Source organism: Vibrio cyclitrophicus (assembly GCF_024347435.1).
GTDB classification, from domain to species: domain Bacteria; phylum Pseudomonadota; class Gammaproteobacteria; order Enterobacterales; family Vibrionaceae; genus Vibrio; species Vibrio cyclitrophicus.
Genome location: NZ_AP025480.1, coordinates 184,471 through 199,562, shown reverse-complemented (window position 1 = coordinate 199,562; position 15,092 = coordinate 184,471). Strand labels below are relative to the sequence as shown.

Here is a 15,092-nt window from a genome sequence, read left to right as displayed (position 1 = left end):
TGAGCGATGAATAGATTGGTTCGTTATTTCTGGCACCACAAACTCAAAGGGTCCCCTTATCAGCCTCTGTTTGTTGCGCCTGCCCATAATGAATACGTATCTTTAGATTGTGAAACCACCAGCCTCGACCCCAATCAGGCCGAATTAGTCACCATTGCCGCCACAAAAATCATTGGCAATCGAATTATTACCAGTGAGCCTTTTGAAGTTAGGCTTCGAGCGCCACAATCGCTCGATTGCAATTCCATCAAGATTCACCGTATTCGTCACCAAGATTTAAAGCACGGTCTAGAAGAAAAACAAGCCCTGATTGAGCTACTAAACTTCATCGGAAATCGTCCTTTAGTCGGCTATCACATTCGTTATGATAAGAAAATCCTCGATCGTGCCTGTTTAAAACAGCTTGGATTTCCACTGCCTAACCGATTAGTCGAAGTGAGCCAACTCTATCAAGACAAACTCGAAAGACAGCTACCCAACGCTTATTTCGACCTCAGCATGGATGCGATTTGTCGCCAGCTCGATTTACCTATCCCGGTCAATAAACATGATGCATTACAAGACGCTATCTCCGCAGCACTGATCTTTGTCCGCCTTAAGCACGGCGACTTGCCCCGCTTCAACTCTTCTTATTCGTAATTCAACTGCAAGCTTTCCACATAGAGAGCAACATCTCAAAAATGAACTTAACTTGCTATTTTGTAAGTGAAAAGCGGCGTCTCATCCTAAAGTCTAATTGTGGAAATCGTCGTCCTAGCCGAGAGTGATAACACAACGACAGTCCTGTAATAGACTTAAAAACTGAACACAAAGGAAGTTGCCAGTTCATTTAGAATGTAGGCACAAGGAGAGATGCAATGAGTGAAGCCCACGTTTATCCGGTAAAAGAAAATATTAAATCAACCACACACGCGGATAATGACACTTACCTAGCCATGTACCAGCAATCTGTTTCTGACCCTGAAGGCTTTTGGGGTGAACACGGAAAAATCGTTGATTGGATCAAGCCTTTCACACAGGTAAAAAATACTTCTTTCGACCCTGGCCACATTGATATTCGATGGTTTGAAGATGGCACGCTTAACGTTTCGGCTAACTGTATCGACCGTCACCTTGCTGAACGAGGTGATGAGGTTGCTATCATCTGGGAAGGCGATGACCCTACTGATGATAAAACCCTAACCTTCAACGAACTGCACAAAGAAGTGTGCCTGTTTTCTAATGCTTTAAAAGAGCAAGGCGTACGCAAAGGGGATGTGGTTTGTTTATACATGCCAATGGTTCCAGAAGCTGCAGTTGCCATGCTGGCATGTACCCGTATCGGTGCGGTTCACACAGTGGTATTTGGCGGTTTCTCACCAGAAGCACTGTCCGGTCGTATTATCGATTCCAACTCTAAAGTCGTTATCACTGCCGATGAAGGCGTGCGTGGCGGCCGTGCGGTTCCACTGAAGAAGAATGTCGACGAAGCACTGACTAACCCTGAAGTGAAAAACATCGAGAAGGTTGTTGTATTCAAACGCACTGGCGGTGATGTTGCATGGCACGAACACCGCGATGTGTGGTGGCACGATGCTATTGCTAATGTATCTACAGATTGCCCACCAGAAGAGATGAACGCAGAAGATCCACTATTCATTCTTTATACGTCAGGCTCAACAGGTAAACCTAAAGGCGTTATGCACACTACAGGTGGCTACCTTGTTTATGCAGCAATGACCTTCAAATACGTATTCGACTATCAAGAAGGCGAGACTTTCTGGTGTACTGCCGATGTGGGTTGGATTACCGGTCACACATACCTTGTTTACGGACCACTAGCCAATGGTGCAAAAACAATCCTATTCGAAGGTGTGCCTAATTACCCTAATACCAGTCGTATGAGCGAAGTGGTTGATAAGCACCAAGTCAATATTCTTTATACTGCGCCAACCGCGATTCGTGCATTAATGGCGAAAGGTAATGAAGCCGTTGAAGGCACCTCTCGTGACAGTTTACGAATCATGGGGTCAGTGGGTGAACCTATTAACCCTGAAGCGTGGGAGTGGTACTACAAAACAATCGGTGATGAGCAATCGCCAATTGTTGATACATGGTGGCAAACAGAAACGGGCGGTATCTTGATTGCACCACTGCCGGGCGCAACAGACTTAAAACCAGGCTCTGCAACTCGTCCATTCTTCGGTGTGCAACCGGCGTTGGTTGACAACATGGGTAATATCATTGAGGGTGCAACCGACGGCAACCTAGTTATTCTGGACTCTTGGCCAGGTCAAATGCGTACCGTTCATGGCGATCATGACCGTTTTGAACAGACTTACTTCTCTACTTTTAAAGGGATGTACTTCACCAGTGACGGTGCTCGTCGTGATGAAGACGGCTACTACTGGATTACTGGTCGTGTCGATGATGTACTTAACGTATCAGGTCACCGTATGGGTACCGCTGAGATTGAATCGGCTCTAGTGGCATTCGATAAGATCGCTGAGGCTGCGATTGTGGGTATCCCTCATGATATTAAAGGCCAAGCAATTTATGCTTACATCACACTGAATGATGGCGAGTTCCCAACCGCAGAGCTTCATAAAGAAGTGAAAGACTGGGTACGAAAAGAAATTGGCCCAATCGCAACACCCGATGTCCTGCACTGGACCGACTCGTTACCGAAAACGCGTTCAGGCAAAATTATGCGCCGTATCTTGCGTAAGATTGCCACTGGCGACACGGGGAACTTAGGTGATACTTCGACACTAGCAGATCCAAGTGTGGTCGATAAGCTCATCGCAGAGAAAGCCGAACTGGCATAATCAACCAGCAACACGAGCTAATTACCGTTTAAAACAGGCTCATCCTAAACCGTCACCTATGTGGCGGTTTTTTTATGGCTGATCTTGATCTCAAATATCTCCCACAAAATTAAGGATACAACGGTTTTTTGTTAAGTTGGTAACAATTCCATGTTGTATCAATAGGAGATTAGACCAGTAAATTGCTGCGATTTGCGCTGAATTAGCTATAATCTGGTTCTAATTTTTAATTTTGGGTTTTTCTCACTGGAAATTAACCCCAAATTTTCAATAAAATGGCAACATTCACGTTCGTAAACACGATAAAGGAAGATAGCCCCACGATGTCTACAAAGTTTCGCATTCTAGTTTTAAATGGCCCAAACCTTAACCTGTTAGGCCTTAGAGAGCCTGCACACTACGGTTCTCAAACACTTGACCAGATTATTAGCTCATTGACAGAGCAAGCGAAAGCACACGATGTTGAGCTATCTCACTTACAGTCAAATCGTGAGTATGAGCTGATTGAGGCTATCCATAGTGCTTATCAAAATGTTGATTTCATTATTATCAACCCAGCAGCCTTTACACATACCAGTGTGGCACTGCGTGATGCACTACTTGGTGTAGCTATCCCATTTATTGAGGTTCATCTATCGAATGTTCACGCACGTGAACCATTCCGTCACCACTCATACCTATCTGATAAAGCAGAAGGTGTGATTTGTGGCTTAGGTGCTCAAGGTTATCAATTTGCTTTGACCGCTGCGCTCAGCAAGCTCAACTCAAAGTAAACATAAACAACGAACTATTACTAACCTACTCAGTCATAGAGTAAGTTCAATTAACAGATAAAGAGAAAGAAACAATGGATATTCGCAAAATCAAAAAGCTAATCGAATTGGTTGAAGAGTCTGGTATTTCTGAGCTAGAAATCTCTGAAGGTGAAGAGTCAGTACGAATCAGTCGTAACAGTACTGCACCTGTTGCACCGATTCAATATGCAGCAGCTCCAGCTCCTGTAGCAGCGGCAGCAGCTCCTGCGGCGGCACCTGTAGCAGCAGAAGCAGCGGCTCCTGCAGTTCCAACTGGTCACCAAGTTCTTTCTCCAATGGTTGGTACTTTCTACGGCGCTCCAAGCCCAGATGCAAAACCATTCGTTAAGGTTGGTCAATCTGTAACTGCTGGCGAAACGCTATGTATCGTTGAAGCAATGAAAATGATGAACCAAATCGAAGCTGATAAATCTGGTGTGGTAACCGCAATCCTTGTTGAAGACGGTCAGCCAGTAGAATTCGACCAAGCTCTAGTAATTATCGAATAATAGAGAGCACTCATTATGTTAGATAAATTAGTAATCGCGAACCGTGGTGAAATTGCACTACGTATTCTGCGTGCATGTAAAGAACTTGGTATTAAAACGGTAGCGGTTCACTCAACTGCTGACCGTGATCTTAAGCATGTACTACTTGCAGACGAAACCATTTGTATCGGTCCAGCTCGTGGTATCGATAGCTACCTGAACATTCCTCGTATCATCAGCGCAGCTGAAGTAACGGGTGCAGTCGCTGTCCACCCAGGCTACGGCTTCCTATCTGAAAATGCAGACTTTGCAGAACAGGTAGAACGCAGTGGTTTTATCTTCGTTGGCCCTAAAGCTGAAACCATTCGCATGATGGGTGACAAAGTGTCAGCTATCACGTCAATGAAGAAAGCTGGCGTACCTTGTGTACCCGGTTCTGATGGCCCTCTTGATGATGACGATGCAAAAAACAAAGCGCACGCTAAGCGCATTGGTTTCCCAGTTATCATCAAAGCATCTGGCGGTGGCGGCGGTCGTGGTATGCGTGTTGTTCGTTCTGAAGCAGAACTAACAGAAGCTATCGCAATGACTCGTGCAGAAGCAAAAGCTTGTTTCAACAACGATATGGTTTACATGGAGAAATTCCTAGAAAACCCACGTCACATTGAAGTACAAGTACTTGCAGATGGCCAAGGCAATGCTATCCACCTAGGTGAACGTGACTGTTCTATGCAGCGTCGTCACCAGAAAGTTGTGGAAGAAGCACCAGCCCCAGGTATCACTGAAGAGATGCGTAAATACATCGGCGAACGCTGTACTCGTGCATGTCTTGAGATTGGTTACCGTGGCGCAGGTACATTTGAATTCCTATACGAGAACGGTGAGTTCTACTTCATCGAAATGAACACTCGTATCCAGGTTGAGCACACGATTACTGAAATGGTAACAGGTATAGACCTAGTGAAAGAGCAACTGCGTATTGCTGCAGGTCAGCCTCTATCATTTACACAGGATGATATTAAGCTGCGTGGTCACTCAATCGAATGTCGCATCAACGCGGAAGATCCTGTTCGTTTCCTACCTTCACCAGGTAAGATTCAACGCTTCCACGCTCCAGGCGGCATGGGTGTACGTTGGGAATCTCATATCTATACGGGTTACACAGTACCACCACACTACGATTCAATGATTGGTAAGCTGATCACTTACGGTGAGAACCGTGATGTTGCTATCGCTCGTATGAAGAACGCATTGGGTGAGATGATTATTGAAGGCATTAACGTTAATACTGAGCTTCAATTGGCTATTATGAACGACGAAAACTTCCAACATGGTGGTGCAAATATCCACTACCTTGAGAAGAAGCTTGGTCTCCAATAGAAGCTAGCCTCTATCATTCGTTCTTTTAAGAACAGGTAAAATGCTCACTTCGGTGGGCATTTTTTGTTTTTAGAGCACTCGAAAAAATCAATCGATAATCCCTTTTATATTCCATGGGGTTTTGGTGAATTTGCTCATATTTTCTGCTAGACTCGCCATCCAATTTTTCTCATATAGAAGATGCAGCCATGCCTTGGATTCAAATCAAGCTTAATGCTACCAATGAAAATGCCGAACAGATCGGCGACATGTTAATGGAAGAGACTGGTGCTCTTTCCGTAACTTTCCTTGATGCACAAGATACCCCTGTATTTGAGCCTCTGCCGGGTGAAACTCGCCTTTGGGGTGATACTGACATTCTCGCGCTTTATGACGCTGAGACTGATACAGGTGTCGTCCTAGCACAGATTAAAGCTAGCAACATGTTCCCTACTGACTTTGCTCATAAAGTAGAGCAAATCGAAGACAAAGACTGGGAACGTGAATGGATGGATAACTTCCACCCAATGAAGTTTGGTGAGCGTCTTTGGATTTGCCCTAGCTGGCGTGATATCCCAGAACCAGACGCAGTAAACGTCATGCTGGACCCTGGTCTAGCGTTTGGTACGGGTACTCACCCAACCACCGCATTGTGTCTTGAGTGGCTTGAAGGCCTAGATCTAACGGGAAAAACCGTAATCGACTTCGGTTGTGGCTCTGGCATCCTTGCGATCGCTGCAATCAAACTTGGCGCAGCAAGAGTTATCGGGATCGACATTGATCCTCAAGCTCTGCTGGCTTCAAAAGACAACGCACAGCGCAACGGCGTGGCAGACCAATTAGACGTATTCTTACCACAAGATCAACCTGAAGGTTTGCTAGCTGACGTTGTGGTTGCCAACATTCTTGCAGGTCCATTACGTGACCTTTCAAGCATCATCAAAGGCCTAGTTAAGCCAAATGGTGTACTAGCGATGTCGGGTGTTTTAGATACACAAGCGGAAGATGTAGCGACTTATTATCGTGATGAACTTCACATTGATCCGATCATTGAACAACAAGAATGGTGTCGCATCTCAGGTCGCAAGCAAGGCTAGACAAGACTTTGGGCGCTAATTGACTGAAATTTAAGCGAATTACAAAAACAAATTGTAAATGCTCAAATATTAGTCTTTTCACGCAGCGAAAAAATGCGTAAAATGCGCGCCCTTGCTGGTACAGAACTGTGATGACATTTTTGAAAATCGGAAATTATCAACTTAAGAACAATCTAATCGTCGCTCCTATGGCTGGCGTAACGGATAGACCATTCCGTGAGTTGTGTCTTCGCTACGGTGCGGGGATGGCAGTCAGTGAAATGATGTCCTCCAATCCGAAAGTTTGGAAAACGTCAAAGTCTCAGCAGCGTATGGTACATGAAGGCGAATCGGGCATTCGTTCAGTACAAATCGCTGGTGCAGATCCACAGCTTATGGCCGAGGCTGCTCAATTTAATGTGGATAACGGTGCGCAAATCATCGATATCAACATGGGATGTCCAGCCAAAAAAGTGAATAAGAAGCTTGCGGGCTCAGCCCTACTTCAGCATCCAGAACTCATTGAAGAAATTCTGAAAGCTGTGGTAAATGCTGTCGACGTTCCAGTAACGTTGAAAACGCGAACAGGCTGGGATACAGACAATAGAAACTGTGTCCAAATTGCTAAAATAGCCGAAGACTGCGGCATACAAGCTCTTGCCCTCCATGGAAGAACACGCGCTTGTATGTACAAAGGTGAGGCAGAATACAAACACATTAAAGCAGCGAAACAAGCAGTATCTATTCCGGTCATCGCTAACGGTGATATCGATAGTCCGGAAAAAGCGAAGTTTGTGCTGGAGTACACTGGCGCTGATGCTTTAATGATAGGTCGACCTGCCCAAGGACGTCCTTGGATTTTTAACGAAATCCTACACTATTTGGAAAACGGTACCACGATGGACACACTCCCGATTTCGGAAGTGAAAGACATCATGCTTGGTCATGTGCATGCTCTACATGAATTTTATGGAGAGTTTTTAGGCCCTCGCATCGCTCGTAAGCATGTGGGTTGGTACCTAAAAGAACATGAACAAGCGAGTGAGTTTCGCCGTACCTTCAACGCATTCGAAGCAGGTGATCTGCAGCTTGAGGCGCTAGAAGGTTTTTTTGATAACGTTGCACCATAATTACGAGAAGAGCTAGACCGAATATGTTCGAACAAAATCTGACTTCAGAAGCATTGACAGTAACTACAGTTACATCACAAGACCAAATCACGCAGAAGCCACTACGTGACTCAGTTAAAGCATCATTGAAAAATTACCTTGCTCAATTAAACGGTCAAGAAGTCAGCGAGTTATACGAATTAGTATTAGCTGAAGTTGAACAGCCACTACTAGACACTATCATGCAATACACTCGCGGTAATCAAACTCGCGCAGCAACCATGATGGGTATTAACCGCGGTACTCTTCGCAAGAAACTTAAAAAATACGGCATGAACTAATCGTTCTTTCGTAATTTTTTGAATGAAAGCCAAGCTCATTTTTTGAGTTTGGCTTTTTTTTGGCTTATGGTTCTTCAATTAGCCGCAGGTTAGTCTCCAGAGCGACAACAGCGTCCTTTATCAATGTTTGCAGAGTCCAAGGCGGCTAAAATAGAACAATGGCTTGCGTTGTCGTCTATGTGGCCACAGCACGCATCGTTAATCTTCCTCAGAGCAGTGCGAATCTTAGTGAGCTCTGTAATTTTCTCATCAATCATCTCCAACTTGGCTGTTGTAATCGATTTAACTTCGGCACAACTGTGCTGCGTCGCTTCCAAGCGAATCTCGAGTAATTCTTTGATCTCATCCAAACTCAACCCTAACTCTTTAGATTTTAGAATAAAGGTCACCTGTTTCTGATTATTTTCATCATATAGTCGATAACCTGATTCACTGCGACTGGCAGGTGCGATCAGGTTATTTTTTTCATAAAACCGTAAGGTATCGGCTGTCACACCGCATCGTTTCGCTAATTCACCGATCTGAAACATGTTTTTCCTATTCCTTCGTCCATTCCATAATTAACCTTATCGTTACTTTTCAGGTTGAAATGACACTTTTCATAATTAATTTTGAGATGCCAAACGATTGCGCGAGCTTTTTTGTAATAAATTAGTTAGAATCTGCGCCATCAAATTTGGAGTTGGTTATCTTATAGCTTAATCATAAGACGACCCCAAAAGGTCTTTACCAAAACTGGCCAATATTTTATCTCTTACCGGTATCTAAGATAACCCATGTTAAGAAGGTAGAAACAAGTTCTTTTTTGGCAAATATCTTTATTTTAACCCCATGAATTTGAGGAAGATGGAAGCATGAATAACGCTCGTCCAATTCGCCGCGCTCTAATCAGCGTATCAGACAAAACTGGTATCGTTGAATTTGCACAAGCTCTTGCTAACCGTGGTGTAGATATCCTATCTACCGGTGGCACTGCTCGCCTGCTTGCTGAAAAAGGCATCTCTGTTACAGAAGTATCTGACTACACTGGTTTCCCAGAAATGATGGATGGCCGTGTTAAGACTCTGCACCCAAAAGTTCATGGTGGTGTTCTAGGCCGTCGTGGCCAAGATGATGACGTGATGGAAACTCACGGTATCAACCCTATCGATATGGTTGTTGTAAACCTATACCCATTCGCAGAAACCGTTGCTAAAGAAGGTTGTACCCTTGCTGATGCAGTTGAGAACATCGACATCGGTGGTCCAACAATGGTTCGCTCCGCAGCGAAAAACCACAAAGACGTGACTATCGTTGTAAACGCACACGACTACGAGCGCGTTGTCGCTGAAATGGACGCGAACGAGAAATCTCTAACGCTAGAGACTCGCTTCGACCTAGCTATCGCAGCATTCGAACACACGGCTTCTTACGACGGTATGATCGCAAACTACTTCGGCACTATGGTTCCTAGCTACGGCGAGAACAAAGAAGGCGACGAAGAGTCTAAATTCCCTCGCACGTTCAACCAACAGTTCGAGAAAAAACAAGACATGCGCTACGGTGAGAACAGCCACCAAGCAGCCGCATTCTACGTTGAAGCAAACCCTGAAGAAGCGTCAGTGTCTACTGCTCGCCAAATTCAAGGCAAAGCCCTTTCTTACAACAACATCGCTGATACTGACGCAGCACTTGAGTGTGTGAAAGAGTTCGACCAGCCAGCATGTGTGATTGTTAAGCACGCTAACCCATGTGGTGTAGCACTAGGTGAAGACATCCTAGAAGCTTACGACCGTGCATTCAAAACAGACCCAACGTCTGCATTTGGCGGCATCATCGCTTTCAACCGTGAACTAGATGCTGCAACAGCAACGGCTATCACAGAGCGTCAATTCGTTGAAGTTATCATTGCACCATCAGTTTCTGCTGAAGCAGTAGAAATCGTAGCGGCTAAGAAAAACCTTCGCCTACTTGAGTGTGGTGAGTGGACAACGAAGACAACCGGCTTTGACGTTAAACGCGTTAACGGTGGTTTGCTAGTTCAAGACCGCGACCAAGGCATGGTGTCTGAAGATGACCTTAAAGTGGTTTCTAAGCGCCAACCTACAGCTGAAGAGCTAAAAGATGCCCTATTCTGCTGGAAAGTAGCGAAATACGTTAAATCTAACGCTATCGTTTACTCGAAAGGCGACATGACAATTGGTGTCGGCGCTGGCCAAATGAGCCGCGTTTACTCTGCGAAAATCGCAGGCATCAAAGCGGCAGACGAAGGTCTACAGGTTGAAGGCTGTGTAATGGCATCGGACGCGTTCTTCCCATTCCGTGACGGTATCGACGCGGCAGCAGAAGCTGGCATCAAGTGTGTTATCCAACCAGGCGGCTCTATGCGTGATGACGAAGTTATCGCAGCAGCAGACGAACACGGCATGGCGATGATCTTTACGGGCATGCGTCACTTCCGCCACTAATATTTAGTTTATCTAAACGATTAGTAGCTATCGAGCCTCTCAATTTTGAGGGGCTTTTAAGAATTAAAGACTTAAGGATTGAAACATGAACGTATTAATCATCGGTGCTGGCGGTAGAGAACATGCTTTGGGTTGGAAAGCGGCACAAAACCCAAATGTCGAAACGGTATTCATCGCTCCAGGTAACGCAGGTACTGCACTTGAGCCGAAACTTGAGAACGTAAACATCGGCGTTGAAGACATCGCTGGTTTAGTCTCGTTTGCTCAAGAGAAAAAAATCGAACTGACCATCGTTGGCCCTGAAGCGCCATTAGTTATTGGGGTCGTTGACGCATTCCGCGAAGTAGGTCTTCCTATCTTTGGTCCAACTCAAGCGGCAGCACAGCTTGAAGGCTCTAAAGCATTCACTAAAGATTTCCTAGCTCGTCATGACATCCCAACAGGTTACTACGCAAACTTCACTGAGATTGAGCCAGCTCTCGCTTACGTACGTGAGCAAGGCGCTCCAATCGTAGTAAAAGCGGACGGCCTTGCAGCAGGTAAAGGCGTTATCGTTGCGATGACCCTTGAAGAAGCAGAAGACGCAATCAAAGACATGCTAGCAGGCAACGCATTTGGCGAAGCGGGCAGCCGCGTGGTTATCGAAGAGTTTCTTGAAGGCGAAGAAGCAAGCTTCATCGTAATGGTTGACGGTTCTAGCGTCCTTCCTATGGCCACCAGCCAAGATCACAAACGTGTTGGCGACAAAGACACAGGCCCTAACACAGGTGGCATGGGTGCTTACTCTCCAGCCCCAGTGGTAACGCCTGAAATCCACAACCGTATCCTTGAGGAAGTTATCTACCCTACGGTACGTGGTATGGACGCAGAAGGTGCACCTTACACTGGTTTCCTTTACGCTGGACTAATGATCGATGCTGACGGCACACCTAAGGTTATCGAATACAACTGCCGCTTCGGCGACCCAGAGACGCAACCTATCATGATGCGTATGGAATCGGATCTTGTTGAGCTTTGCCTAATGGCTATCGACGAGAAACTCGACGAAGCAGAGTCTAAGTGGGATCCACGCGCGTCTATTGGTGTCGTTCTTGCAGCTGGCGGTTACCCTGCTGACTACGCAAAAGGTGACGTTATTTCACTACCAACAAGCGAAGTTGAAGGCCAAAAGGTTTTCCATGCAGGTACGACAAATAACCAAGCTGGCGATGTGGTGACAAACGGTGGTCGTGTACTTTGTGCGACTGCACTCGGTAACACGGTTTCTGAGGCTCAGGAACGCGCTTACGCGTTGACTAAGCAAGTTAGCTGGAATGGTATGTTTCACCGCAATGACATCGGTTATCGTGCGATTGCGCGCGAACAAGAGCAGTAATCAACATCATCATTCGGCTAGATTCGAATATCAGCAAATGAATAACTGCAATTGAATAAAAGAAAAGGCGCCTCAACAGGCGCCTTTTTTACCGATTAGTGGTACTTGTACTGACTAATCAGCACTTGGCCTATAGTAGGCCAAATACTCTTATATCTTTTCAATATTCTTTACTCTTTCAGTAAAGATGGTCTTGCGATGCACTGATGGTTATCATCTGCCAACATCAAGAATTCAGCGACTGATAATTTTCTAAGAGATCCCTTGCCGACAAAAGCACCATAGCTTTCTACAGACGACAAACGGTTAATCACAAAATTAGGCAATGTTTGGTTGAACTCAATGTCAGTAAATTGCTGACCAGAACAAGTCTGAAACACTTTACCATTCCAGTAACCCTGTAAAAGCTCTAACCCTGCATCATTTTGCTTCTCAGTAACGTCGAGAGCAGATGTCGCTTCCTGTTTAAATCTGTCCAGTTGAACCGACTGTAGCGGTAGGACTTTTCCATCAAGGCGATATTGCTGGTATACCGCTTCACCAGATTGATTGAAACGCACATGCACACGATACGGAACTAATGAGAGTGAGTCATCGCGTAGCTCGCCTTCACGGACAAATTCACGAAGCACATCTTCTGACCAAGCATAGTCAGTTTTGTACCAGCCGTAATCGCCCATAGTGACATAGTCAGCAGAGGTATGAGGTTGCGTTAGCTTGTTAGTGACCCAGTAGAAACTCGTCGCATCGCCCATAACTTGGCCGCCGGTGTGGGTTTCAAATTGCTCTAGGTTGGTGCGAGGACTGGTTGAAGAACAGCCAATGAGAAATGTAGATAACAGTGAAACGAGAAGAAATGCTTTTTTCATAAAACCTGTACCGAGGTGGAATACGACTACCTCGGTACAGTTTAGATTATTTCACTGAATCTTTCAGCGCTTTACCTGCAACAAATGCTGGAACATTTGCCGCAGCGATTTGGATCTCATCACCAGTTTTTGGGTTACGACCAGTGCGAGCTGCACGGTGGTTTACTTTAAAAGTACCAAAACCAATTAGCTGAACTTGATCGCCGTCTTTAAGAGCATCTGTAACACCACCAAGAGTCGCTTCTAGAGCAGCTTTAGCTTGTGCTTTAGAAAGGTCCGCTTTTTCAGCAATAAAGTCGATTAATTGAGTCTTGTTCATTTTAGGTTTCCCTTCTTTGTATTTTTGAATTCAATTCACTCTAAAACATAAATGCCCCATCTGGCAAAGGTTTGTCGTCGATCTTTAGCTCTAATGACGGAGTTTTAGCCATAATATGAGTAATAACTCACAATTTGTTACTGAATTTCGATGGCAAGCCCTTGTTTAAAAGGGGCTGAGAGCAAAATTAATGATGACCTAACCACTACTTTATCTCTATAATCCACGCTGAATCGCTGCTAAAGCGTACAATTTAATTTAAGGGCAAACATGCTGCTGCTAACTATTTACGTCTCCATTGCCATTGGAGTTTCTTTTATTTGTTCTGTTTTGGAAGCTGTACTTTTGAGTATTAGTCCGAGCTATATTGCTCAACTAAAACAAAATGGGCACCCTGCAGCAGAGTCATTAGACAAACTGAAAACAGATATTGACCGCCCGCTTGCGTCAATTTTAACGCTCAACACCATCGCGCATACTATCGGTGCTGCGACAGCAGGTGCACAAGCGGCTGTTGTTTTTGGTAGCCAATGGTTAGGTGTCTTCTCAGCCGTGCTAACGCTAGGTATTTTGGTGTTGTCTGAGATTGTTCCAAAAACCATTGGTGCAACCTACTGGCGTCAACTTGCTCCTGCTTCGGCAAGCGTGCTGCGCTGGATGGTATTCTTCCTAACACCGTTTGTATGGTTCTCAGAACAGATCACCAAACGTCTTGCTCGTGGCCACCAAGCACCAAAAATGCGTGATGAGTTATCTGCAATGGCGATTTTGGCAAAAGAGAGCGGCGAGTTTGCAGAAGGTGAGTCAAAAATTCTGAGCAACCTACTGGGTATTCAAGATGTACCCGTGACTCAGGTAATGACACCACGTCCAGTGGTATTCCGTGTTGATGCGGAAATGAGTGTCAATACGTTCCTAGAACAACATAAAGACACGCCATTCTCACGTCCGTTGATTTACAGCGAGCAGAGTGACAACATCATTGGTTTTGTACACCGCTTAGAGCTATTTAGATTGCAGCAAGCAGGTTGTGGCGAAAAAGCTCTGGGTGAAGTTATGCGCCCTATCCACGTGTTGCTGAACAATATGGGTTTGGCTAAAGCCTTTGACCAGATGATGGCAAACCGCCTTCAACTATCTTTAGTGGTTGATGAATACGGTACGATTCAAGGCATCATTACCCTAGAAGATATCTTTGAACACTTAGTTGGTGAAGAGATCGTCGATGAAGCGGACAAAACCACCGATATGCAAGAACTGGCGTTCCAACGCTGGGAAACGTGGAAAGAGACACACGGTGTTATCGAAAACCGCGATGAAGAGGACGAGCCAGAGGAAACTCTAGTAGACGACAACTCATCAGATTCAAAATCAGATAACGGCTCATCAAAGGACAAAGCGCAGAACGAAGATAAAAAAGATTCTTAATCCACGCTTCATACCATCAGATAAAACAAAGGCTCCCTAGGGAGCCTTTGTTTTATTCATACTTTGACGCAAAAGCGAATTACAACGCAACACCAATGTTACTCACAGGGTCTTCACGCAGTTCGTGGCGTAAGTCTTTAATCAATTCTAGGTCGCGCTCTGCCGTTTCACGTAATGGTCGGAAGATCGCCCACTGAACATCCCACTCTTCACACACCGCTTCATTTTCTTTCTGGTTTTCGTTCGTCACTTCGTCAGCGCCTTGAGCAAACTCAAGCTCAGCAACCGTCTTCACCGATTGTTGACTCACTTTAATTACAGCTTCCAACATATGCTCACGATCAAGTAGACCATGAATTAATGTTGCTAAGCCTTGGCATGCATCCATGGCTGGGTAAACACCATAAAAATCAAAATCATCACCGCTAGGGAATAGCTCTTCAACTTTCTCAAGTTGACGCTCAAAATTCACCTTTGCAGTTTTAACCGTTAAGATTTCCCAGATGCTATCCAACACGTCACGATAGATTCGAGCTTCCGCAAATTCTGTATTCTCACAAAACATGGCATAGTTAGGATACATACGCTCACATAGACACGCCATAAAAGTAATTTGTTGCCAAGGTTCTAACTTTTCAAGACGAACCTGCAGTGGATTCTGAAGCATAGTCACTCAATAA

At 45.1% G+C, this 15,092-nt stretch carries 15 protein-coding genes; 11 read left to right on the top strand and 4 right to left on the bottom strand.

Annotation, left to right across the window (positions count from 1 at the left end):
- Window positions 1-6 precede the first annotated feature (6 nt).
- The 8 genes from OCW38_RS00910 (at window position 7) to fis (ending at window position 7,974) form a co-directional block, all read left to right on the top strand.
- Complete coding sequence (locus OCW38_RS00910) at window positions 7-639, top strand: 3'-5' exonuclease (RefSeq protein ID WP_010435468.1); 633 nt, start codon at window positions 7-9, stop codon at window positions 637-639.
- 218 nt (window positions 640-857) lie between these two features.
- On the top strand, window positions 858-2,807 hold the full coding sequence (gene acs, locus OCW38_RS00905) for an acetate--CoA ligase (protein ID WP_261894777.1): 1,950 nt from the start codon (window positions 858-860) through the stop codon (window positions 2,805-2,807).
- A 323-nt stretch (window positions 2,808-3,130) separates the two neighbouring features.
- Window positions 3,131-3,580, top strand: coding sequence for a type II 3-dehydroquinate dehydratase (gene aroQ / locus OCW38_RS00900; RefSeq protein WP_010435475.1), 450 nt, complete (start codon window positions 3,131-3,133; stop codon window positions 3,578-3,580).
- 74 nt (window positions 3,581-3,654) lie between these two features.
- The gene (accB, locus tag OCW38_RS00895; RefSeq protein WP_016769213.1) at window positions 3,655-4,110 is read left to right on the top strand and encodes an acetyl-CoA carboxylase biotin carboxyl carrier protein; all 456 of its coding nucleotides are present in this window, start codon (window positions 3,655-3,657) and stop codon (window positions 4,108-4,110) included.
- Window positions 4,111-4,125: 15 nt separating this feature from the next.
- Window positions 4,126-5,469: an acetyl-CoA carboxylase biotin carboxylase subunit gene (accC, locus tag OCW38_RS00890; RefSeq protein WP_010435495.1), complete on the top strand. Its 1,344-nt coding sequence runs from the start codon at window positions 4,126-4,128 to the stop codon at window positions 5,467-5,469.
- 188 nt (window positions 5,470-5,657) lie between these two features.
- The gene (gene prmA, locus OCW38_RS00885; protein ID WP_010435498.1) at window positions 5,658-6,545 is read left to right on the top strand and encodes a 50S ribosomal protein L11 methyltransferase; all 888 of its coding nucleotides are present in this window, start codon (window positions 5,658-5,660) and stop codon (window positions 6,543-6,545) included.
- 140 nt (window positions 6,546-6,685) lie between these two features.
- Window positions 6,686-7,654, top strand: a complete 969-nt coding sequence (dusB, locus tag OCW38_RS00880) for a tRNA dihydrouridine synthase DusB (RefSeq protein WP_261895625.1) — start codon at window positions 6,686-6,688, stop codon at window positions 7,652-7,654.
- A gap of 23 nt (window positions 7,655-7,677) precedes the next feature.
- The gene (gene fis, locus OCW38_RS00875) at window positions 7,678-7,974 is read left to right on the top strand and encodes a DNA-binding transcriptional regulator Fis (protein ID WP_004729744.1); all 297 of its coding nucleotides are present in this window, start codon (window positions 7,678-7,680) and stop codon (window positions 7,972-7,974) included.
- 89 nt (window positions 7,975-8,063) lie between these two features.
- Here the strand turns inward: fis and zntR are convergent, their stop codons facing one another.
- Complete coding sequence (gene zntR, locus OCW38_RS00870) at window positions 8,064-8,504, bottom strand: Zn(2+)-responsive transcriptional regulator (protein ID WP_010435509.1); 441 nt, start codon at window positions 8,502-8,504, stop codon at window positions 8,064-8,066.
- A 324-nt stretch (window positions 8,505-8,828) separates the two neighbouring features.
- On the opposite strand from zntR, the gene purH reads away from it, so the two are divergent.
- Window positions 8,829-10,421 (top strand): bifunctional phosphoribosylaminoimidazolecarboxamide formyltransferase/IMP cyclohydrolase, encoded by a 1,593-nt coding sequence (purH, locus tag OCW38_RS00865; protein WP_010435512.1) that lies wholly within the window; start codon window positions 8,829-8,831, stop codon window positions 10,419-10,421.
- 85 nt (window positions 10,422-10,506) lie between these two features.
- Window positions 10,507-11,796 carry a phosphoribosylamine--glycine ligase gene (gene purD / locus OCW38_RS00860; protein WP_016783684.1) on the top strand — a complete coding sequence of 430 codons (1,290 nt, stop codon included), beginning with the start codon at window positions 10,507-10,509 and terminating at the stop codon, window positions 11,794-11,796.
- A gap of 170 nt (window positions 11,797-11,966) precedes the next feature.
- On the opposite strand, the gene OCW38_RS00855 is transcribed toward purD, so the two are convergent.
- Complete coding sequence (locus tag OCW38_RS00855) at window positions 11,967-12,665, bottom strand: DUF1481 domain-containing protein (protein ID WP_010435517.1); 699 nt, start codon at window positions 12,663-12,665, stop codon at window positions 11,967-11,969.
- Window positions 12,666-12,711: 46 nt separating this feature from the next.
- Window positions 12,712-12,984 carry a nucleoid-associated protein HU-alpha gene (hupA, locus tag OCW38_RS00850; RefSeq protein WP_004729753.1) on the bottom strand — a complete coding sequence of 91 codons (273 nt, stop codon included), beginning with the start codon at window positions 12,982-12,984 and terminating at the stop codon, window positions 12,712-12,714.
- 270 nt (window positions 12,985-13,254) lie between these two features.
- Here hupA and OCW38_RS00845 point away from each other — a divergent pair, with 270 nt between their 5' ends.
- Window positions 13,255-14,412, top strand: a complete 1,158-nt coding sequence (locus tag OCW38_RS00845; protein WP_016783683.1) for a CNNM domain-containing protein — start codon at window positions 13,255-13,257, stop codon at window positions 14,410-14,412.
- Between the two features lie 79 nt (window positions 14,413-14,491).
- On the opposite strand, the gene OCW38_RS00840 is transcribed toward OCW38_RS00845, so the two are convergent.
- On the bottom strand, window positions 14,492-15,079 hold the full coding sequence (locus OCW38_RS00840; RefSeq protein ID WP_016769208.1) for a YjaG family protein: 588 nt from the start codon (window positions 15,077-15,079) through the stop codon (window positions 14,492-14,494).
- Window positions 15,080-15,092: the final 13 nt, after the last annotated feature.